20 protein-coding genes and 2 tRNA genes are annotated in these 21,072 nt (G+C 72.0%); 5 read left to right on the top strand and 17 right to left on the bottom strand.

Annotation, left to right across the window (positions count from 1 at the left end; all coding sequences use genetic code 11):
- Positions 1-45: 45 nt before the first annotated feature.
- Positions 46-1,194: an MFS transporter gene (locus ACZ6S0_RS10155; RefSeq protein ID WP_465915351.1), complete on the bottom strand. Its 1,149-nt coding sequence runs from the start codon at positions 1,192-1,194 to the stop codon at positions 46-48.
- An 87-nt stretch (positions 1,195-1,281) separates the two neighbouring features.
- On the opposite strand from ACZ6S0_RS10155, the gene ACZ6S0_RS10150 reads away from it, so the two are divergent.
- Positions 1,282-1,620: an ArsR/SmtB family transcription factor gene (locus tag ACZ6S0_RS10150; protein ID WP_465915348.1), complete on the top strand. Its 339-nt coding sequence runs from the start codon at positions 1,282-1,284 to the stop codon at positions 1,618-1,620.
- Entirely contained in the window at positions 1,607-4,054 is a 2,448-nt protein-coding gene (gene hrpB, locus ACZ6S0_RS10145) for an ATP-dependent helicase HrpB (protein WP_465915346.1), read from the top strand. Before ACZ6S0_RS10150 ends, hrpB begins: the two co-directional genes overlap by 14 nt.
- A gap of 40 nt (positions 4,055-4,094) precedes the next feature.
- Here the strand turns inward: hrpB and ACZ6S0_RS10140 are convergent, their stop codons facing one another.
- Positions 4,095-5,273, bottom strand: coding sequence for a threonine synthase (locus ACZ6S0_RS10140; RefSeq protein ID WP_465915344.1), 1,179 nt, complete (start codon positions 5,271-5,273; stop codon positions 4,095-4,097).
- A gap of 42 nt (positions 5,274-5,315) precedes the next feature.
- On the opposite strand from ACZ6S0_RS10140, the gene ACZ6S0_RS10135 reads away from it, so the two are divergent.
- Positions 5,316-6,785, top strand: coding sequence for an amidase (locus tag ACZ6S0_RS10135; RefSeq protein ID WP_465915343.1), 1,470 nt, complete (start codon positions 5,316-5,318; stop codon positions 6,783-6,785).
- Between the two features lie 60 nt (positions 6,786-6,845).
- Here ACZ6S0_RS10135 and ACZ6S0_RS10130 read toward each other — a convergent pair whose 3' ends face one another.
- The 4 genes from ACZ6S0_RS10130 to deoC are packed head-to-tail and all read right to left on the bottom strand — an operon-like array spanning position 6,846 to position 10,222.
- A complete protein-coding gene (locus ACZ6S0_RS10130; RefSeq protein ID WP_465915341.1) occupies positions 6,846-7,691 on the bottom strand; it encodes an aldehyde dehydrogenase family protein in 846 nt (281 codons plus the stop codon).
- Positions 7,684-7,881: a hypothetical protein gene (locus ACZ6S0_RS10125; protein ID WP_344892736.1), complete on the bottom strand. Its 198-nt coding sequence runs from the start codon at positions 7,879-7,881 to the stop codon at positions 7,684-7,686. The genes ACZ6S0_RS10130 and ACZ6S0_RS10125 overlap by 8 nt, the downstream gene beginning before the upstream one ends.
- Complete coding sequence (locus ACZ6S0_RS10120; protein WP_344892739.1) at positions 7,871-9,289, bottom strand: aldehyde dehydrogenase family protein; 1,419 nt, start codon at positions 9,287-9,289, stop codon at positions 7,871-7,873. The genes ACZ6S0_RS10125 and ACZ6S0_RS10120 overlap by 11 nt, the downstream gene beginning before the upstream one ends.
- A 3-nt stretch (positions 9,290-9,292) precedes the next feature.
- The gene (gene deoC, locus ACZ6S0_RS10115) at positions 9,293-10,222 is read right to left on the bottom strand and encodes a deoxyribose-phosphate aldolase (protein WP_465916119.1); all 930 of its coding nucleotides are present in this window, start codon (positions 10,220-10,222) and stop codon (positions 9,293-9,295) included.
- Between the two features lie 210 nt (positions 10,223-10,432).
- On the opposite strand from deoC, the gene ACZ6S0_RS10110 reads away from it, so the two are divergent.
- Positions 10,433-10,579, top strand: a complete 147-nt coding sequence (locus ACZ6S0_RS10110; RefSeq protein WP_344892745.1) for a hypothetical protein — start codon at positions 10,433-10,435, stop codon at positions 10,577-10,579.
- Positions 10,580-10,747: 168 nt separating this feature from the next.
- Positions 10,748-13,600: an ATP-binding protein gene (locus tag ACZ6S0_RS10105; RefSeq protein ID WP_465915335.1), complete on the top strand. Its 2,853-nt coding sequence runs from the start codon at positions 10,748-10,750 to the stop codon at positions 13,598-13,600.
- Positions 13,601-13,619: 19 nt separating this feature from the next.
- On the opposite strand, the gene ACZ6S0_RS10100 is transcribed toward ACZ6S0_RS10105, so the two are convergent.
- The 11 genes from ACZ6S0_RS10100 to ACZ6S0_RS10050 form a co-directional block, all read right to left on the bottom strand.
- Positions 13,620-14,186 carry a TMEM165/GDT1 family protein gene (locus ACZ6S0_RS10100; RefSeq protein WP_344892751.1) on the bottom strand — a complete coding sequence of 189 codons (567 nt, stop codon included), beginning with the start codon at positions 14,184-14,186 and terminating at the stop codon, positions 13,620-13,622.
- A 226-nt stretch (positions 14,187-14,412) separates the two neighbouring features.
- Complete coding sequence (locus ACZ6S0_RS10095) at positions 14,413-15,450, bottom strand: UDP-N-acetylmuramate dehydrogenase (RefSeq protein WP_465915332.1); 1,038 nt, start codon at positions 15,448-15,450, stop codon at positions 14,413-14,415.
- An 11-nt stretch (positions 15,451-15,461) separates the two neighbouring features.
- Positions 15,462-16,595, bottom strand: coding sequence for a hypothetical protein (locus tag ACZ6S0_RS10090; protein ID WP_465915330.1), 1,134 nt, complete (start codon positions 16,593-16,595; stop codon positions 15,462-15,464).
- 169 nt (positions 16,596-16,764) lie between these two features.
- Positions 16,765-17,193 carry a MaoC family dehydratase gene (locus ACZ6S0_RS10085; RefSeq protein WP_465915328.1) on the bottom strand — a complete coding sequence of 143 codons (429 nt, stop codon included), beginning with the start codon at positions 17,191-17,193 and terminating at the stop codon, positions 16,765-16,767.
- On the bottom strand, positions 17,193-17,642 hold the full coding sequence (locus tag ACZ6S0_RS10080) for a MaoC family dehydratase N-terminal domain-containing protein (RefSeq protein ID WP_344892763.1): 450 nt from the start codon (positions 17,640-17,642) through the stop codon (positions 17,193-17,195). Before ACZ6S0_RS10080 ends, ACZ6S0_RS10085 begins: the two co-directional genes overlap by 1 nt.
- A gap of 399 nt (positions 17,643-18,041) precedes the next feature.
- A complete protein-coding gene (gene rpmG, locus ACZ6S0_RS10075; RefSeq protein WP_019632658.1) occupies positions 18,042-18,206 on the bottom strand; it encodes a 50S ribosomal protein L33 in 165 nt (54 codons plus the stop codon).
- 71 nt (positions 18,207-18,277) lie between these two features.
- Positions 18,278-18,351: transfer RNA gene (locus ACZ6S0_RS10070), tRNA-Met, on the bottom strand.
- Positions 18,352-18,760: 409 nt separating this feature from the next.
- Positions 18,761-18,833 (bottom strand) — tRNA-Thr (locus ACZ6S0_RS10065).
- 39 nt (positions 18,834-18,872) lie between these two features.
- Positions 18,873-19,103 (bottom strand): transposase, encoded by a 231-nt coding sequence (locus tag ACZ6S0_RS10060; protein WP_465915325.1) that lies wholly within the window; start codon positions 19,101-19,103, stop codon positions 18,873-18,875.
- 161 nt (positions 19,104-19,264) lie between these two features.
- On the bottom strand, positions 19,265-19,789 hold the full coding sequence (locus ACZ6S0_RS10055; RefSeq protein WP_465915323.1) for a C40 family peptidase: 525 nt from the start codon (positions 19,787-19,789) through the stop codon (positions 19,265-19,267).
- Between the two features lie 97 nt (positions 19,790-19,886).
- Positions 19,887-20,849, bottom strand: coding sequence for a GH25 family lysozyme (locus ACZ6S0_RS10050; RefSeq protein WP_465915320.1), 963 nt, complete (start codon positions 20,847-20,849; stop codon positions 19,887-19,889).
- Positions 20,850-21,072: the final 223 nt, after the last annotated feature.

Here is a 21,072-nt window from a genome sequence, read left to right as displayed (position 1 = left end):
CGGCGCGACGGGCCAGGAAGGGCCGGTGCCGCCCGCCGTCGAGGGTCACCTGACCGGCCCGCTCACCTCCGAGGCGGGCGCCGCCGCCCGGTAGGTGACCAGCGTGAAGAGCAGCGCCGCCAGGCCGAGGGCGGTCGACAGCACGACCACGCCCACGCCGCCGTGGACCTCCAGCACCGCCCCACCGGCCAGCCCCGCCACGAACAGGCCGAAGTACTGCGCCGACGACAGCAGGCCGAGCCCGATCGACACGTTGCCGGGCACGACCGTGACGGTCCTGAACTGCTGGGCCGGGGCGGTCATCCAGCCGACCGCGCCCCACAGGAAGGCCCACACCAGGGCGACGGGCAGCGCCAGGTTCGCGACGGGGATGAGCGCCAGGAAGACCGTGGCCGCGGCCAGCCCGAGGAGGATCATCCGGCGGGGGCCGTACGCGTCGGTCAGCCGCCCGCCGAGCAGGTTGCCCACGATCCCGCCCAGGCCCCACGCCCACAACAGCGCGGGGAGCGGCAGGTCGAACAGCGACCCGATGTAGTTGTACGCGCTGAACGCCGCCGCGAACGCCAGCAACTGCGTCACCATCACCGCCAGCACCCGCCGGTCGCGCAGCGGCTCGAACCGCTCCCGCAGCCGCCCCGACGCCGGGAGCCGCACCTCGGGCACCAGGGCCACGACCCCGGCGAGACCGACCAGGCCGAGCACCACGACCATCCACAACGTGGCCCGCCAGCCCGCCGCCTCGCCCAGCCAGGTCCCGAGCGGCACCCCGATGGCCGACGACACGCTCACCCCGCCCATGACCAGCGCCAGCACCCGTCCGCGCCGCTCGGGGGCGCTCAGCGCGCTCGCCACGGCCGACGAGGTCGGCGTGAACATGGCCGCCCCCGCCGCCGCGACCACCCGGGTGACCAGGACCAGGGTGTACGTCGGGGCCAGCGCGGTCAGCACGTTCCCCGCCACGAACACGCTCATGGCCAGCACCAACAGGGTCCGGCGTGACATGCGTACGGTGAGTGCGGCCAGGACGGGCGACAGGACGGCGTACGACAGCGCGAAGACGGTCATGAGCTGCCCCGCGGCGGACTGGGACACTCCCAGGTCCGCGGAGATGGGCGGCAGCAGCCCGGCCGTCACGAACATGCCCGTACCGATCGCGAAATTTCCGGCGGCCATCGGATAGAGCCGTGAACTCATGGATCCTCCATCAGAAAGTTGGACAGCCATCAAACTGACGTATAGTTGGATTGCTGTCAAACAATTAGACGGGGGTAGGGTTTCACCATGCGTGTGCTACCGCACCCGTCCGTCGGCGACCTCCGGCTCACCGAGGTCCTTCGGGCGCTGTCCGACCCCGTGCGCCTGGAGATCGTTGTCCGGCTCGCCGCCGCAGGAGAGCTGACCTGCACCGGCGCCGGCCACGAGCTCGGCGTGCACAAGTCCACCGCCTCGCACCACTACCGCACGCTGCGCGAGGCCGGCGTGGTGATGACCAAGCAGGAGGGGCGGCTCAACTACATGAGCCTGCGCCGCGACGACCTGGAGGCCCGCTTCCCCGGCCTGCTCGCCTCGGTCCTGTCGTCCGCCTCCCGCGTCTCCACCGGGGCCGATGCGGGGCGCTGAAAGGGGGCTGCCGATCCGGCACGTCCTGCCCGAGCTGCTGGCCGCGCTCGACCGGCACGGCAGCGCCGTGCTGACCGCTCCGCCCGGCACCGGCAAGACCACCGTGGTGCCGCTCGCCCTGGCCGCCGCGGGCCTGCGGGTGCTGGTGGCCGAGCCGCGTCGGCTGGCCGTCCGCGCGGCGGCCCGGCGGATGGGCGTCAGCTACACGATCAGGGGCGAACGCCACACGGGCGCGAACCCCATGGTCGAGGTCGTCACGACCGGCGTGCTGCTCCAACGGCTCCAGCGCGACCAGGAGCTGACCGGGGTCGACGCGGTCATGCTCGACGAGTGCCACGAGCGCCACCTCGACGCGGACACGGCGCTGGCGTTCCTCCTCGACGTACGCGACACGCTCCGCCCCGACCTGCGCCTGCTGGCCACCTCCGCCACCGCCGACGCCGCCCCGTGGGCCGGGCTCCTGGGCGGCCCCGTCGTCGCGGCCACCGGCGACGCCCACCCCGTGGAGACGATCTGGGCCCCGCCGCCGCGCCCGGTCGCCCCGCCGCACGGCCTGCGCGTCGACCCCGCGCTGCTGTCCCACGTGGCCTCGGTGGTACGCAGGGCGCTGGCCGAACGCGACGGCGACGTGCTGTGCTTCCTGCCCGGCGTGGCCGAGATCGCCAAGGTGGCCGCGATGCTCGCCGGAGAGGTGGACGAGCTGCTCCAGGTGCACGGCCAGGCCCCGGCCAGGGTCCAGGACGCCGTGCTGTCGCCGGGCTCGGCCCGCCGGGTGGTGCTGGCCACGTCGGTCGCGGAGTCGAGCCTGACCGTTCCCGGCGTCCGGGTGGTGGTGGACTCGGGGCTGGCGCGCGAGCCGCGTACCGATCACGCCCGTGGCCTGGGCTCACTCACCACGGTCAGGGTCTCGAAGGCGTCCGCCACGCAGCGGGCGGGCCGGGCCGGCCGCGAGGCCCCCGGCGCGGTCTACCGGTGCTGGCCGGCCGCCGACCACGACCGGCTCGCCGACCACGCCCGGCCGGAGATCGCGCTGGCCGACCTGACGGGGTTCGCGCTGCAGGCGGCCTGCTGGGGCGCTCCCGGCGCCGCCGGGCTGGCCCTGCTCGACCCGCCGCCGCCCGCCGCGCTGTCCGCCGCCACCCGCACGTTGCAGGCGCTCGGCGCCCTCACCCATCCCCCGGCTGCCGCCCAGCCGACACCCGTGCGGGTGACCGAGCGAGGGCGGCGGATGGTGGTGGCCGGTGTGCACCCGCGCCTCGCCCGCGCCCTGCTCGACCTCGGGCCCGAGGCCGCCGAGGTGGTGGCCCTGCTGTCCGAACAGCTCCCCCGCGACGTACCGGACGACCTCGTGGAGGTCTGGCGCGCGGCCCGTCGCGGCGGCACCCCCTTCGCCGCCCGCTGGCGGCAGGAGGCCGCCCGCCTGCGCCGCACCGCGGCAGAAGCCGCGACCACCGGAGCGGCCCTCCGGAGAGCCCCTGCCACCACCCCGAGCCGCCGATCCGATGACGAGCTGGCCGGGACGGCGGTCGCGCTGGCGTTTCCCGAGCGGGTGGCGCGCAGGCGCGGCGCCGGATACCTCATGGCCTCCGGCACCCGGGCCCAGCTCCCCGAGGGCTCCAAGCTCGGCACCGCAGAATGGCTGGCCGTCGCGATCGCCGACCGCCCCACCGGCTCGGCCTCGGCCCGCGTCCGGCAGGCGGTCGTCATCGACGAGGCCACGGCCCGCCTGGCGACCGGCACGACGGTCGAGGACGAGATCACCTGGCGCGTCCCCCCTGGCGAGCGCCGCGGCGACGTCCTCGCCCGCAGGGTCGAGCGCCTCGGCGCGATCGAGCTGTCCGCCACCCCGCTCAAGGACGCCGACGTCCGCCCCGCCATCCTGTCCGGCCTGCGCGCCGAAGACCTCCTGACCTGGACGAAACAGGCCAACGACCTGCGCGACCGCCTGGCCTTCTGCCACCGCGCGATCGGCGCGCCCTGGCCCTCGATGGACGCCCTGATCGACCTGGCCGACCAGTGGCTGGAGCCCGAGCTGTCCAGGGCCCGCCGCCGCGCCGACGTGGAGCGCATCGACGTGGCCGCCGCGCTGCGACGCCTGATCCCGTGGAGCGAACGCCTGGAGCGCACCGCCCCAGAACGCATCGAGGTCCCCAGCGGCTCGGCCATCCGCGTGGACTACTCCGGCGAGCAGCCGGTGCTGGCGGTGAAGCTGCAGGAGCTGTTCGGCGAGCAGGAGACGCCGACGATCGCGGGCGTGCCGGTGCTGGTGCACCTGCTCTCCCCCGCGGGCCGCCCGCTGGCGGTCACGGCGGACCTGGCGTCGTTCTGGCGTGACGGATACCGCCACGTACGGGCGGAGATGCGCGGACGCTACCCCAAGCACCCGTGGCCGGAGGACCCGCTGACGGCCCCGCCGACCCGCCGGACGAAGTGATCGCGGGCGACCCCCGTCGGCCGGAGGTCGCGCGCCCGAGTCAGGGGAGGAGGTCGTCGAGGGTCGGGTTCTCGATGACGGGGTGACGCCCGCCCCCGAGCCCCGCGTCCTTGAACCCGCTGGAGGTGGCCACGCAGACGACCGGGCCGTCGAAGTCACGGCGCAGCCGCCGGTATCCGGCCAGCCCCGCCGCCCCCGACAGCTCCTGCCACAGCCCCTGTTTGGCCAGGTCGTGCTGGGCCCGGCGCATCTCCTCGTCGGTGAGGAGCACCGCCTCGCCACCGCTGTCACGCACGGCCACCACGCCCCGATACCCACCAGCCGAACCGGCCAGGCCGTACGCGTCGGTGGGCCCCAGGTCGACGACCGTGGCGGGCACGCCCGCGGCCAGCGCCTTGGCGTGCGGCCCACCGGCGGCCGTCTCGCAGGAGAACATGCGCGGCGCCTTCTCCGTCAGCCCCAGCAGCCGCAGCTCGGTGAACCCCTTCCACACGCCGTAGAGCAGCTCGGCGTAGCCGGTGGGCGTGAAGACGGCCGCGGGCACCTCCCCGAGCTGCAGGAACAGCTCGTACGCGATCGTCTTGTAGCCCTCGGCCCCGAACGGGTGCCCGGTGTGCGTCACGGTCTGGTTGCTGACCGGGTGGTAGCCCAGCCGCTCGACGACCTCGCGCAGCAGCGGCCAGCGCGCCTCGACGGGCACGGACACGACCTTGGCCCCGTACGCCCGCACGAACGCCTGCGCGGCGGGCGGCGAGGCGGCGGAGGTCAGGACGATCGCGGGCAGCCCGGCGCGGGCCGCGTACGCGGCGGCCGAGGCCCCGTGGTTGCCGGAGGAGGCGACGACCACGCCCGGCGCCCCGCAGGCGACCGCCGCGCTGACGGCGACGCGGTTGAGCCGGTCTTTGTGCGACCAGGTGGGGTTGCGCGACTCGTCCTTGATGTGCACCTCGCCGAACTCGACCAGCGGCGTGCCGCCCTCCCCCAGCGTGGGCGCGTCGAGCGGCGGCAGCAGCGGCGACCAGCGCGCGAGGTCGGGGCCCGGGTGCTGGGCGAAGAGGCCGCGGTCGACCTTCGCGTAGTCGTAGACCACCTCCAGTGGATAGGCGAGCTCGGCGGTGCTGGTCTTGGGGCATCCCCGCGTCAGCGGCGGGAACAGGGGGAAGTCGGCCGAGGGGTCGCCCAGGGAGCGCTGACGGAGGGCAAGCGAAGGTCCGTTCACGTGGAGCGACCCTATCGAGACTGGCAGCCGAGCCTCGCCACGATGCGTGAAAAGCTGCACACTCTAGTCATGTTGTGGGCAGGCAGGTCCGCCGTCGAGATCGCGGCGGCCGTCGGGAACGGAGAGGTCAAGGCCACGACCGTCGTCGAGGAGCACCTTCGCGTCATCTCCGCGCGGGATCCGGGGGTGGGGGCGTTCCGGCTGGTCAGAGAGCAGGCCCTGGACGAGGCGCGGCTGCTGGAGAAGCGGGCCGACCTGGCGGAGCTGCCGCTGGCCGGGGTGCCGGTGGCGGTCAAGGACAACGTGGAGGTGGCCGGGGAGGTCACGCGCGGCGGGTCCGCGGCCACCCCTGACACGCCCGCGCCCGAGGACCACGTCACGGTGGCGCGGCTGCGCGCGGCCGGGGCCGTGGTGGTGGGCCTGACCAACCTGCCGGAGCTGGGGCTCGTGGCGTTCGGCGACAGCCCGTACGGGATCGTCCGCAACCCGTGGAACCTGTCCCGCACCGCCGGTGGCTCCTCGGCGGGCAGCGCGGCGGCCGTGGCCGCGGGCATGGTGCCGATCGCGCTCGGCAACGACGGCATGGGCTCGCTGCGCATCCCGGCCGCCTGCTGCGGCGTACTGGCCATCAAGCCCGGCACCGGGCTGGTGCCCGCGCCCGCGAACGACTGGGAACGCCTCACCGAGAACGGCCCGCTGGCGAGGACCGCCGCCGATCTGTCGCTCGCGCTGTCCGTGCTGGCCGGGGACCCGGCGCTGGCCGAGGCGTGGCGGGGCGGGCGGCGGGTCGAGCCCTCGCCGCGCCTGCTCCGCTCGGTCTGGGCGGAGGACGACCAGGTGTGGGAGCCGACACCGCCGCCCGACGGCCCCGAGCCGTTCGACCTGCGGGTGGCGTACGCGCCGCGGCCGCTGCCCCCTGGGCTGCGGGTGGACGGGGAGTTCGTGGCCGCCGTGCGCGGGGCGGCCGAGACGTTGCGGGTGGCCGGGCACACGGTGGTCGAGCACGGCCGCCGTCTGCCCGCCTGGCTGGGCCCGGCCTCTGTCGCCTGCTGGCTGGCCAGGGCCGCCGAGTCGGTCGAGGGGCTCGACCGCGCCCGTCTCGAACGCCGTACGCGGGCGCTGGCCCGGGTCGGCCGGGTGCTCGGGGCGCTCGGGCTGGACGGCGTACGCGGCCGGGAGCGCTGGCGCGGCTACGGCGCCGACCAGTGGTTCGGCGACGCCGACGCCCTCATCACGCCCGCGCTGGCCGCCGTCCCGCCCAGGGCCGAGCGCTGGGGCGAGCGTGGCTTCCTGCGCAACGCGGGCGCCAACGTCAGGTACGCCCCCGCCACCGCCCCCTGGAACCTGTGCGGCTGGCCCGCCGTCACCGTCCCGCTGGCGACCCACTCCGGCGGGCTGCCCATCGGCGTGCAGATCATCGCCCCGCCGGGCGGCGAACCGCACCTGCTGGGCCTGGCCGCCCAGCTCCAGGCCGCCCACCCGCCGCTCAGGCCGCCCGGCTTCTCGTTCTGAGAGACCAGGGCGTCCGGGGCCCCGCTCGCGGGTCGAGTGCGCGGCCCCGGACTCGGGTGCTCAGATGCCGACCGGGTGCCAGACGGTCTTGGTCTCCAGGAAGGCGGTCATGCGGCCGGTGCCGGGATCGGCCGTCCAGTCGTCGTCGGAGGGCCGCAGCACGCGCTTGAGGTTCTCCGCCGCCGCCTGCTCGCACCGCAGCGCCAGATCGGCGTCGTGAACGCCGGTCAGGTCGATGGCGTTGACGTCCATGTGCGCCGCCAGCCACGGCGCCAGCTCGTCCTGGCGTCCGGTGAGGATGTTCACCACCCCGCCGGGCAGGTCGGAGGTGGCCAGCACCTCCGCCAGAGTGATCGCGGCCAGCGGCGCGGGCTCGGAGGCCACCACGACGCAGGCGTTGCCGGTCACGATCACCGGGGCCACCACCGACACCAGCCCGAGCAGCGGATCGGCGGGCGCCACCACGGCCACCACGCCGGTCGGCTCGGGCGTCGACAGGTTGAAGTACGGTCCGGCCACCGGGTTGGCCGCCCCGTGCACCGAGGCGATCTTGTCGGACCAGCCCGCGTACCAGACCAGCCGGTCGACCGCCGCGTCCACCCGCTCCAGCGCGGCCCGCTTGCCGCCGCCCAGCTCTTCCGCGAACTGCCCGCGCCGCCCCTCCAGCATCTCGGCGACGCGGTAGAGAATCTGCCCCCTGTTGTAGGGGGTGGCCCCCGACCAGCCGGGGAACGCCTTGCGCGCGGCCACCACCGCGTCACGGGCGTCCTTGCGCGAGGCCCGTGAGGCGTTGGCGAGGAAGTCGCCCTTGGCCGAGGTCACGGGGTAGGACCTCCCACTCTCAGAGCGCGGGAACGCCCCTCCGATGTACAGCTTGTAGGTCTTTCTGACGGACAACCTACTCATCGCCCCGCCCTCTCCACGTGGACTCCTGCGACATCTCGACCGGCACGAAGACCTGGCCGCACCGGCTCACGCCGCAGCGGTGGGCGAACCAGCCGGTGCGTACGGGCCGGCCGGCCCTGGCGAAGGCGTGCCCCCTCGTGGCCTGCGCGCGCCGCTTCCCGCGACGGGCGCGGCGGTGCTCACACGTCAAGGTAGGCCCCCAGCCCGTGCCGTCCGCCCTCGCGCCCGTAGCCGGACTCCTTGTAGCCGCCGAAGGGCGAGGCGGGGTCGAACTTGTTGAAGGTGTTGGCCCACACCACCCCGGCCCTGAGCCGGTCGGCCATCCACAGGATGCGCGAGCCCTTCTCCGTCCACACGCCCGCGGAGAGCCCGTACGGCGTGTTGTTGGCCTTCTCCACGGCCTCGGCCGGGGTGCGGAAGGTGAGCACCGACAGCACCGGCCCGAAGATCTCCTCCCTGGCGATGCTGTGCGACTGCGCCACCCCGGTGAACAGCGTCGGCGGGAACCAGAACCCCTTGGCCGGCAGCTCGCAGGCGGGCGACCAGCGCTCGGCCCCCTCCGCCTCGCCGAGGTCGCTCAGCCGCCGGATCTTGGCGAGTTGCTCGGCGGAGTTGATCGCGCCGATGTCGGTGTTCTTGTCCAGGGGGTCGCCCAGGCGCAGCGTGCCCAGCCGGCGCTTGAGCGCGGCCAGCAGCTCCTCCTGGACCGACTCCTGCACCAGCAGCCGCGAGCCCGCGCAGCAGACGTGCCCCTGGTTGAAGAAGATGCCGTTGACGACGCCCTCGACGGCCTGGTCGATGGCGGCGTCGTCGAACACGATGTTCGCGGCCTTGCCGCCCAGCTCCAGCGTCAGCTTCTTGCCGGTGCCCGCCACGCTCCTGGCGATGATCCGGCCGACCTCGGTGGAGCCGGTGAAGGCCACCTTGTCGACGTCGGGGTGGGCCACGACGGCCGCGCCGGTCTCGCCGGCGCCGGTGACGATGTTGACCACGCCCGGCGGCAGGTCGGCCTGGCGGCAGATGTCGGCGAACAGCAGCGCCGTCAGCGGCGTGGTCTCGGCCGGCTTGAGCACCACCGTGTTGCCGCAGGCCAGCGCCGGAGCGATCTTCCAGGCCAGCATGAGCAGCGGGAAGTTCCACGGGATCACCTGCCCGGCGACCCCCAGCGGCTTCGTCCCGAACCCGGCGTGCTCCAGCTTGTCGGCCCAGCCCGCGTAGTAGAAGAAGTGCGCCGCCACCAGCGGCAGGTCGACGTCGCGCGACTCCCGGATGGGCTTGCCGTTGTCGAGCGACTCCAGCACCGCCAGCTCCCTGGCCCGCTCCTGGATGATGCGCGCGATGCGGAACAGGTATTTCGCGCGCTCGGCGCCCGGCAGCGCGCTCCAGACGCCGAACGCCTTGCGCGCCGCCTGCACGGCGCGGTCGACGTCGTCGGAGGAGGCCGTGGCGATCTCCGCCAGCGTCTCCTCGGTGGCCGGGTTGACGGTCTTGAAGGAAGGGCCGGAACCGTCGACGAACTCGCCGTTGATGAACAGCCCGTAGGAGGGACTCAGGTCGACGACGTCGCGCGACTCGGGTGCGGGTGCGTATTCGAACATCGGCTAGTCCAGGGTGAAGTAGTCGGGGCCCGCGTACCGGCCGGTGGCCAGCTTCTGGCGCTGCATCAGCAGGTCGTTGAGCAGCGAGGACGCGCCCAGCCGGAACCACTCGGGGGTCAGCCAGTCGTCGCCGGCGCTCTCGTTGACCAGCACCAGGTTCTTGATCGCGTCTTTCGTCGTACGGATGCCGCCCGCCGGCTTCACGCCCACCTGACGGCCGGTCGCGTCGCGGAAGTCCCGCACCGCCTCCAGCATGATCAGCGTCACCGGCGGCGTGGCGGCCGGGGAGACCTTGCCGGTCGAGGTCTTGATGAAGTCGGCGCCGGCCAGCATCGCCAGCCAGGACGCCCGCCGCACGTTGTCGTAGGTGGACAGTTCGCCGGTCTCCAGGATCACCTTCAGGTGGGCCGCCCCGCAGGCCGCCTTCACCGCGACGATCTGCTGGTAGACCTTCAGGTAGTCGCCGGACAGGAACGCGCCCCGGTCGATCACCATGTCGATCTCGTCGGCGCCCGCCGCCACCGCCAGCGCCGTGTCGCTCACCTTGACCTCGAGCGAGGTGCGGCCGCTGGGGAACCCGGTGGCCACCGAGGCGACCTTGACGCCCGTGCCCCTCAGCTCGTCGGCCGCCACCGCAACCAGGTCGGGATAGACGCAGACGGCCGCCACCGAGGGCGCGTCGCCGCCGGGGCGCACGGCCTTGGCGCACATGGCCCGCACCTTGCCGGTCGTGTCGGCCCCTTCCAGGGTGGTCAGGTCGACCATGGAGATGGCCAGGTCGATGGCGTGCGCCTTCGCCGTGGTCTTGATCGAACGGGTGCCCAGCATCGCCGCCCGCTGGTCCGCGCCGACCCGGTCGACACCGGGCAGGCCGTGCAGGAATGCTCGCAGCGTCGCGCCGGACGAACCGACGTCGGCGAGCGAGGTAGTCACAGTTGACACCTAGACAGCATCGCCGACCAGCCCCTCCACCTCCAAACCGGACCACCTTAGGGCACTCGGGCCCACGTACGTAGGTATGTCGAGGGCCACAGGCGGGCCGCAGATAGGGCATGCGCCCGATGTGCCGGGCCGGGCCTTAGCACGAACCTTAAAGGTGTCAGGAAGTAGCACGAAATATCAGAGATCACAGGGAGAAACCCCATGCATCCCGACATTGAGTACGAGCTCATGAAGAACAACGCGAGCGAGCTGCGCAGGGCCGCCGCCGAGCACCGGCGCGTACGCGAGGCCCAGCGCCACAACAAGGCCGAGCGCCGCTCGGTCTTCGGCAAGCGCCGTTCCGCATGAACACCCTACGAGAGCCCGGCCACCTCCCTCGTGGCCGGGCCTCGGTGCCCCCGTAGCACCACTTCGGCACCCCTATGTGCGGCCGCCTCGGCACACCCGCGAGGCCGCCCCGAAACACCCCCATAAAGCCGTCGAAAGCACCAGATGGGGCATGACATGCTGGACGACATGCGGGGACGATCTGTCAGTCCCGTCTTCGTCGGGCGGGAAGAGGAGCTCGCGGCTCTGACCGAGAGCTTCGACGAGGCCCGGAAGGGCACGGTGACGGCCGTCCTGCTGGGAGGCGAGGCCGGGGTCGGCAAGACCCGGCTGGTTCAGCGCTTCGCCGACCGCTGCGTGGCCGACGGCGCCCAGGTGCTGTTCGGCGGCTGCGTCGAGCTGTCCACGGAGGGCCTGGCGTACGCGCCGTTCACCGCCGCGCTCCGGCAGCTCGTCAGAGAGCAGGGCCCGGCCGCCGTGGCGGGGCTGCTGCCCGACGGCGCCGCCCGCGACCTCGCGCGGCTGCTCCCCGAGTTCGGCGAGCCCAACAGCGACGGCGAGACCGACACCGGCCGCGCCCGGCTCTTCGAACAGTTCCTCACCCTGCTCGAACGCCTGGCGGAGCACCGCCCCACCGTCCTGGTCATCGAGGACATCCACTGGGCCGACAGGTCCAGCCGCGACCTCATCGCCTTCCTCAGCCGCAACCTGCAGATCCCGCAGGTCCTGATCGTGATGACGTACCGATCGGACGACCTGCACCGCCAGCATCCGCTCCGGCCGGTGCTGGCCGAGCTGGGCCGGGTCCACGGCGTCCACCGGCTCGACCTGCCCCGCCTGTCGAGAGACGAGGTCGGGCAGCAGATGACCGCGATCCTCGGCAGGATCCCCGAATACGCCAAGGTCGAGAAGGTCTACGAGCGCAGCGAGGGCATCCCCCTCTTCGTCGAGGCCATGCTGGAGAGCGGCGACGACGGCTCGTTCCCCGAGTCGATGCAGGACCTCATCCTCAGCTCCGTCGAACGCCTGCCCGAGGAGACCCAGCGCGTGCTGCGCGTGGCCGCCGCGGGCGGCAACCGGGTCGGCCACGCGCTGCTGGCCGCCGTGAGCGGCCTGTCCGACGTCGAGCTGGAGACGGCGCTGCGCCCCGCCATCGCCGGCAACGTGCTGCAGATCGCCGACAGCCGCGCCTACGTCTTCCGCCACTCCCTGATCCGCGAGGCCGTCCACGACGAGCTGCTGCCGGGCGAGCACCAGCGCCTGCACGCCAGGTTCGCCCAGGAGATCTTCAAGGACCGCGGCCTCGTCCCGCCCGGCCGCGCCGCCGTCGAGCTGGCCCACCACTGGTACGGCGCCCGCGACGACCGCTGGGCCCTGATCTCCGCGTGGGAGGCGGCGCGGAAGTCGTTCAAGGCGTACGCCTACACCGAGGCCGTCCCGCTGCTCGAACGCGTGCTCATGCTCTGGGACCGCGTGCCCGACGCGGCCGAGCTGATCGGCGCCGACCACACCGGCGTGCTGGAACGCGCCTCCGAGGCGGCCTACGCGGGCGGCGACGTGGACAAGGGCGCCAAGTTCGTCAAGGCCGCGCTGTCCGAGCTGGACGAGACCCGCGAGCCGGCCCGGGTGTCGCAGCTCATCGTGCGCCGGGCGGCGGTCAAGAACTCCAAGGGCCAGCCCGGCGTCATCGACGACCTCAGGCACGCGCTGCGACTCGTCCCCGCGGACACCCTCGACTGGGCCGAGGTCGTCACGCCGCTGAGCCGGCACCTCATGCTGCGGGGCGAGATCGAGCAGGCCGGTCAGCTCATCCCCGAGTGCCTGCGCTGGGTCAGGGAGCACGGCGACCGCTGCCTCGAAGGCGACCTGCTGATGAACCTGGCGCTCGGCCACTCGCTCAACGGGCAGCTCGACGCCGTGATCGCCGTCAACGAAGAGGCGCTGGAGATCGGGCGCGAACAGGGCTCGGCCCGCATCATCACCCGGGCGATGGCCAACAACGTCGACGTGCTGCTCGACATGGGCCGCGCGGAGGAGGCACTGAGCCTGGCGGAGGACGGCTGGCGGATCGCCAAGAAGTACGGCCGGCTGCGCGGCAGCGGCCTGTTCATCCTGAACAACTGGTCCGAGGTGCTGGAGGCGATGGGCCGCTGGGACGAGGCCATCGACATCGTCGAGAGCGCGCTCAGCCACGGCCCCTCACTGCGCACCCGGTACGCCCTGCTGCGCGTGCGCGCCGACATCGCCCTGGCCAGGGGCGAGATGCAGCTCGTGGAGAGCATCCTGTCGGAGATCGGCGTGTTCGCGGACCGCACGGAGGAGTTCGTCCAGGACATCATCAGCAACGCCCGCCTGCTCATCGGCTGGCACCTGACCAAGGGCGAGCCGGCCGCCGCGCTGTGCGAGGCCGAGCGCGTGCTCTCGCACCCCAAGCAGTCCAGCAAGGCCATGCTGGGCTGGCGGCTGCTGTCGCTGCTGCCCACGGTCTGCGACGCCGCCCAGGACACCGAGCCCGAGCGGTCCGCCGCGGTACGGGCGCACGCGGCCGAGGTGGCCGCCGAGCTGTCGGTCACCGGGCCGGTGGTGGAGGCGTACCGGCTGACGTACTCGCGTGACTTCGACGCCGCCGCGGCGGCCTGGGAGCGGCTCAACCGCCCGCACAACCGGTCCAAGGCCCTGCTGCGGGCCGCCGGGGTGGCCGCCCGCGCCGGCGACCGGGAGGGCGCGGCGTCCCGCCTGGAGGTGGCGCTGCCGCTGGCCACGGCGCTGCGCGCGACGCCGCTGGTGGCGGAGATCGAGGTCCTGTGCCGCCGGGTGGGCGGCACGCAGGCGGCGCACCAGCCGTCGGAGCTGCTCACGCCGCGGGAGCTGGAGGTGCTGCGGCTGGTGACCCAGGGGCGTACCAACCGGGACATCGCGGCCGAGCTGTTCATCTCGGCGAAGACCGTGAGCGTGCACGTGTCCAACATCCTGGCCAAGCTCGGGGTCACCACGCGCGGCGAGGCCGCCGCCGCCGCTCACCGCCTGTCCCTGCTGTCCTGAACCTCGTTCTCCAGGGCACTCAGAGGATCGCCTCGACCAGCAGCACGATTCCGAAGATCGCGAAGGCGGCGGACGCGCCGTACCGGATGACCTTCTCGGGCAGGTGCTTGCCCAGCAGCCGGCCGACCAGGATGGCCAGCGCGTCCGCCGCCACCATGCCCACCGTGGAGCCGATCCAGGTGCCCACCCAGTCGTGCTGCGTGGCCAGGGTGATGGTGGCCAGCATGGTCTTGTCGCCCAGCTCGCTCAGGAAGAACGCCGCCGTCACCGCGATCACGGCGTTCCTGGTGGTGCGCCCGGCCTTGCTCGCCTCCTCGTCGCTCAACTCGTCGCCGCGCAGCGTCCACAGAGCGAACCCGAGGAAGGCCAGCCCCGCCACCACCGAGATGGCCGTCGTCGGCAGCGCGTCACCGATCAACCCGCCCACGAGCACGCTCACCAGGTGAACGGCGGTCGTGGCGATCGTGATGCCCGCGAGCACGGGCCACATCTTGAAACGGGTCGCGAACGTCATCGCCATCAACTGGCTCTTGTCGCCCAGCTCGGCGACGAAGATGACGCCCAGACTGATCCAGAAAGCTTCCAACGCTCCTCTTCCGCGCGACCGGGCCGGAAGAAGGTACCCGGGGAGAATTTTCGGGCACGGCTTCGGCCCGGCAGCGTCTTTGTCCATGACTGCCAGGCCGAAGGTCTCGTCCGCCCGTATGAGGCCCGCGTGACCGGGCGCGAGCACGCGCCAGTGTGTCGATCACGCGATTGGGACTACTCCCCTTCGGAATTACCGAAACACCATAACAGCCCCAAGAGACCGTCTATTCCCCGAGGGTGCAGCCCACCATCACCGGCTCGTTGACCAGCGTGACCCCGAACTTCTCGCGTACGCCGGCACGCACCTCCCTGGCCAGGGCCAGCAGGTCTTCCGTGGTGGCGCGCTCCATGGGATTGGTGAGGGCGAGCGTGTGCTTGGTGGAGATGCGTACGGGGCCGAGCTGGTAGCCCTTCGGGTAGCCGGCCTGCTCGATCAGCCACGCGGCGGGCACCTTGACCAGCCCGCCGGGCAGGTCCCAGCGCGGGTGCCCGGGAGCGCGCACGGCCAGCTCCTCCGCCTCCCGCGCGGTGAGGACCGGGTTGGTGAAGAACGACCCCGCGCTGCGGGTGTCGGGGTCTGCCGGGTCGAGCACCATGCCCTTGCCGCGCCGCACCCCCAGCACGGCCTCGCGGGCCAGGTCGAGCGGCACCCGGCCGCCCGCCTCCGCGCCCAGCCTGCGGGCCAGCTCGTCGTAGACCACCGGGCCGGACAGCTCGGACAGCTCGAGCGCGTACGTGACCGCCAGCACCACGTAGCGGGCCAGGTCACGCTTGAAGACGCTGTCGCGGTAGGAGAAGCCGCACTGCCGTGCCTCCAGGTCCACCACGTGCCGGGTGCGCCGGTCGTAGGCGCGCACGCACCTGATCGTCTGGGCGACCTCCTGCCCGTAGGCCCCGACGTTCTGGATGGGCGTCGAGCCCACCAGCCCCGGCACGCCGGACAGGCACTCGATGCCCGACCAGCCCTCGGCCACCGCGCGGGCCACCAGGCGGTCCCAGTCTTCGCCCGCCTCGACCGTCACGACGACCTGCTCGCCGTCGCGCGAGACGGCCACGCCCTCGGTGGCGACCTTGATGACCAGCCCGTCGAACCCCTCGTCGGACACCACCACGTTGCTGCCCCCACCGAGCACCAGCGTGGGGACGGCGTTCCTGTCGGCCTCGGCGATCAGCGAAACGAGCTGCTCCGCCGAGGTGGCCTCCGCGAATTCGCGAGCGGGGCCGCCCAGGCGCAGCGTCGTGTGCGGCGCGAGCATCTCCATGGGCAACAAGCTTATGAGGCGCGCAGCATCCGCAGCACCCCGTCGTAGTTGCGGCGGGACTCCCGGTCCAGGTAGTCGGAGGCGATCTCGTGCCGTCCGAGAAGGGTGACGGGCAGCAGCTCGCTGGGCACGACCAGCTCGCCGGGCAGCGCCAGGGAGAGCTCCAGGTCGGCGTAGCGGCCGTAGTGGGCGTCCGCGGGCAACGCGCTCAGCGCCTGCGCCCTGCGTACGGCGATCAGCTCCCCGGTCAGCGCCCGCACCGGGCCCGGCCCCGCCCGCTCCCACTCCGGCCGGTCGCCGCCGTCCGCCGGCTCCACGCCCTTCCACCCGGCCGCCACCGCGCCCTCCACGACCGCCGCGATCAGCGGGGTCAGCGCGTCGGCGCCCAGCACGACGTTCGTCTCCATCAGCACGTGCACCTCGGCCTCGTCGAGCTGCAACAGCTTCGTACGGCACTCACCCCAGGTCGCGGTGCCGCCGCGCCAGTGCGGACGCTCCGTCACGTGCCATTCGACGATCCGGTCGGGGTGGCGTCCCGCCAGCTCGCGCAGGACGTCTCCGGCGCCGTCCACATTGCCCAGGTCGAGGGCGAGCACCCGGGCGGCCGTGTGCTCGATCACCGACCGCAGGCACCTCCTGAGGTCGTCGGGCCAGCCGTCCACGAGCAGGCTCACGCTGGCGGTGACGTCCCTGGTCTCCAGGCGCAGCCGCTCGATGTTCACGCCCTGCACGTCGAGGCGGTTGGTGGCCAGGGTGGCGTCCCAGGTGCGCTGGGCGTGCAACATGCCGTCACCCGGGTCGCCGTGCTGGCCGGGGCCGCCGAAGATGCCCAGGTCCGCGGCCGGGTTGAGCCTGGGGTGCACGCCGTGGGGCCGGGCGCCCGCCGTGCCCACCCCGGTCGCCGCCCCGGCCCTTCGAGCCCGGCCCTCCCGCTCGGCCCTTCGAGCCTGGCCCTCCCGCTCGGCCCTTTGAGCCCGGCCCTCCCGCCCGGCTCCGGCCTCCCGCCGAGCCTCCTGCCCGTGCGGGGCCTCTTGGCTCGCGGGGGTGATCGGCGTGCCGCCCGCCGGGTCGCGTCCGGTACCGGAACCGGCCGCCGGGTCCGGGCGCGCGGGGCGCAGCCGTCCGGGCGGCTTGCCGTCGGTCACGGCGGAAACGGGAATCGATCGAACCGTCGGCCAGACCAGTCGCGCAGCTTCATTCATACGAAGACGCGCTACCCGAGACCCGCCCCTTATATCACCAGGCCAGCGATCGGAGCGACCCGGCCCCCCGGAACCGCCCAGGACGGCCGCCGCGCCCCTCTCCCACGGACGATCAGGAGAGCTGCACCACCGCCCGCGCCTTCGACAGCACCCGTGCCTCGCCCGACCTGGCGGTGAGCCCGATGACCACCCGCTTGTCCTCCAGCTTCTCCTCCACCACGCCGCTGACCGACACCATGGCCCCCCGATCGTCGTCCGGTACGACCACCATCGACGAGAACCGCACCCCGAAGTCGACCACCGCGCCCGGATCCCCCACCCAGTCGGTGACGAACCGCCCCGCCTGCGCCATCGTGTACATGCCGTGCGCGATCACGTCGGGCAGCCCGACCATCTTGGCGAAGCGCTCGTTCCAGTGGATCTGGTTGAAGTCGCCGGAGGCCCCCGCGTACATCACCAGGTTGGCCCTGCGCACGTTGTAGTCCACGGCCGGGATCTCGTGCCCGACCTCGACCTCGTCGTACCGTACCGTGGCGCCCATCAGCCCGCCCCTCCACGCTCGACGATCGTGTTGTACGTGACGCACACCGGCTCACCGTCGACCGTGTTCACGTCGCTCCTGACCGTCAGCAGCTCGTTGTGCCCGGCGGTGCGGATGTCGGTGATCGTGGACGTCATCACCAGCTCGTCGCCCGCGTGGATGGGGCGTACGTACTCGAAGCGCTGCTCGCCGTGGACCACCATGGCGAGGTTCAGCCCCAGGTCGGGGTCCACCAGCGCCTCACCGCCGCTCTGCAGGCTGAACACGATGGGGAACGTGGGCGGCGCGATCACGTCGGGGTGCCCGGCGGCCTGGGCGGCCTCCCTGTCGCGGTAGAGCGGATTGTGGTCGCCGATCGCGGCGGCGAACTCCCTGATCTTCACCCGGCTGACCTCGTATGGGGCACTCGGGGGATAGGTTCTGCCCACGAAGTCGCGGTTCAAGGCCATCGCTGCTCCCTCGCCTGTCTCCGTCCCAGCGCTGATGACGCCGACGCTAACAGAACAAGGTTCGGCTGTCGCCGTTCATGGGCTGCTCTTTGCCCGCGAACGAGCCCAGCCACACAGCACTCCCGGACCCCGGCAAGACCCGCAGCGGACACGCCGACCCGGACAGACGCGGTAGCCGTGCGCAGGGCAGCCCTGGAAGCACCCGGGGCCACCGCAGGCGCGGCCGGGACAGCCCGGGGCAGTCACGGAAGCAGCAGCGCCGCCTCGGGGCCACCTCAGGACCATCGAGAAGGGTGTGCAGAGTGTGCAGGGTGTGCAGACACGACGAAACCGGCGCCCTGTCGGGGACGCCGGCTGCGCGTTATGAAGGTTATGGGGCAGAAGCCCTGCCCGGAGAACCTAGCGGGTCTCGCGGTGCGCGCGGTGGCAGCGGCAGTTGGGGCAGTACTTCTTCAGCTCAAGCCGATCCGGGTCGTTGCGCCGGTTCTTCCGCGTGATGTAGTTGCGGTGCTTGCACTCCTGGCAGGCCAGCGTGATCTTCGGCCTAACGTCGGTGGCAGCCACTTGGGAGTGCCTTTCTACGTTCGGGACATGGACACGCCCGTACCCAGGCCGGTCGACCTGGGATTGGGCAGTAGCGGAGGCCGGACTTGAACCGGCGACACAACGATTATGAGCCGTTTGCTCTGCCTGACTGAGCTACTCCGCCTTTGAGCCGGAACGACCCGGCCCGTAGAGGATACCCGACGTGGCGAGCACATTCGTAACTCACCCGATCAGGTGGGGTGCTCCCAGTATGCCTCAGGAACCCCCGACAACCGAAATCAATAAGCGGCAGCCCCGCCTGCCGCCCCCGCGCGCGAGGATGATCAGCGTAGCAGCAGACCGCACGCCCGGCGAACCCGTAACACCACCGACCCCAGCCCCGACCTCAGCCCTGTCCCCGACCTCAGCCCTCGCACCGACCCCGACCCCGACCCGAGAGCCTCAATCCCCGGAGCCTCAACCCCGAAACCTCGACCCTCGACCCTGGCACTTCGGCCCGACCTCGGCCTGAAATGACGAACGCCCGGCTCCAAGAAACCCTTGGACCGGGCGTTTCCTACCTCAATTGTGCGAGCCCCCAAACGGAATCGAACCGTTGACCTTCTCCTTACCATGGAGACGCTCTGCCGACTGAGCTATAGGGGCCTGTCCGGCGCTGCGGACAGGTGTAACCATACACGGCACTCAGCGATGATGCGAACTCGTTCTGACCTCCGCGGGCGATCTTGTCGCCCGCCACACCGGGAGCTCGACCACCTCGCACAGGTCGGCCAGATCGACGTGCCTGGCCACCTCCGAGACGGAGGTGCAGTCGGCGACGACCCGACCGTTTCTGCGCACCCGCAGCACCTGCCGCCCGGCCCGCACGGCACCCACGACCTCGTAGCCGTCGAGCCCCACCCATCGCCTTTCCATAGCGGCACAGATTAGCCGTGGAGTCTCTCATTTTCGCCACGCCACACGCGTTTCCCGCATACCAAATCGGTACGAATCCACCCCCCACAGACAGCCCCAATACCGAAAGCCTCATTCGGCACCCGCGCGAAACGCCCGCCCAGTACGCGCGAAACGCCTGCTCAGTACCGGTAGAACCCCGCGAGGTCGGCCCTCTCCCGGATGTCGTCGATCCGCACGATGGACCCGGTGTAGGGCGCGTTCATCATCTTCCCGCCGCCCAGGTAGATGCCGACGTGGTGGGTCTTGACGGCCCGCTTCCCGATCTGGCCGAAGAACACCAGGTCACCGGGCCGGGCGGCGGAGACGCGGCGCATCTTCCGCACCTGGTCGTCGGTGTTCCCCGGCCCCAGCACGTCCTCCCCGTGCGCCAGCGCGTACACCCATCGCGCGAAGCCCGAGCAGTCGAGCCCGCGCGTCGTGGCGGCCGGACAGGGCTTGATCTTGCCCCGGTAACCCCGGCAGGTCCCCATGGACGGCCCAGGATCCTCGCCGTGGCCGCCGCCCCACGAGTAGACGATCTGCCGCTGCTCGATCTCGTACGCGAGCCGCACGGTCAACGGCGGCACCGGCAGGCTCAGCGGCACCGAGGCCGTGGCGGTCAGCAGGAGCAGCGCCGCCCCCGCCACCGCCAACCGCCGCTTCATCTCACACATCCCCCCAAAGCTCGCGCCACACATCCCCCCAAAGTCGCGCCACGGGATTCATCCTGCCCTATCCCAACGCATACCGCTTTGTCCAGCTTTATCCCGCTTTGAGAGTAAGCTTCACCGAGCCGACGGTCACGTACACGCCCACCGTCCCCTTCGACTTCGCGGGCTTGGTGGTGATCGTGAACGTCGCCTTCCGCCCGCGCGGCAACTCGTCGATCCGGCACCGCACCGCCGTCCCGCTGAACGTGCACCCCGGCGCCTTCACCACCCGCTGCCCGCCGAACGCCCGCCCCGACACCTTGACGTCCTTGACCGGGTGCGGCCCCGTGTTGGAGACCGTGACCGTGTACGTCTTCCTGCTCCTGGCCTGCCCCGACACCCTCACCTCCGCGGGCGGGTTGGCCAGCGACTCAAGCTGCGACTGCGAGCCGTTGAACGAGTTCTGGCCCCCGACCAGCGGCCCCTTGTCGGCCGACTGCCAGAACGTGTGCTTCTTCCAGCTCTTGGGCAGCTCGCCCGGGTCACCGCCCCAGCGGGCCAGCCACAGGGGGTTGGACTTGAACTTGTCGGAGTTCCCCGTACAAGTCTGCCACCAGCTCGTGGTGGTGTAGATGATCGCGTGCCGGCCGGTCGCCTCGCGGTACTTGGCGGTGAAGTCCTTGAGCCAGGTGACCATGTCCTTGGCGGACAGGCCATAACAGTGGTTCTTGCCGTTCCTGTCCTGATACGGGTTGTCCTCGATATCGAGCACCCCCGGAAGCGTCTGGCCGTCGCTTACCCAGTTGCCGCCGTTCTGCAGGAAATAGTCGGCCTGCGCTGTCCCGTCGGATTCGTGCGGTTGCGCAAAGTGATATGCGCCGCGGATGAGACCGGCCGCGGCGGCGCCGCCGTGCTGGGCCTCGAACCGGGGGTTGCGGTAGTCCGTACCCTCGGTGGCCTGCACGAACGCGAACTTGGCGCCGCCCGTGGCCACGCTTTGCCAGTCGATGTCGCCCGTCCAGTTACTGACGTCGACGCCCGGCACTCCATCGGCCGCCTGCACGACCCCGGTCATACCGACCGTAGCAATTACCGCAAATAACAAGAGACGTTTCACGCCCGAGATCATTGCGGAGCGGCACACAATTCCGCAAGTCCACGAATATCCACTTCTTTAGCCGGGTCAATCCAATAGACCGGCCCACCCCCCAACGGCCGCGCCCTCGCCGGCCGCCCCGGTGTGGTCCCTGCCAGACCCGGGAAGACCGTTCACGACGACCATCCGCTCGCACCTGGCC

The sequence above is a fragment of the Nonomuraea sp. NPDC051298 genome, assembly GCF_055586305.1.
This window is presented reverse-complemented; position numbering and strand designations above follow the sequence as displayed.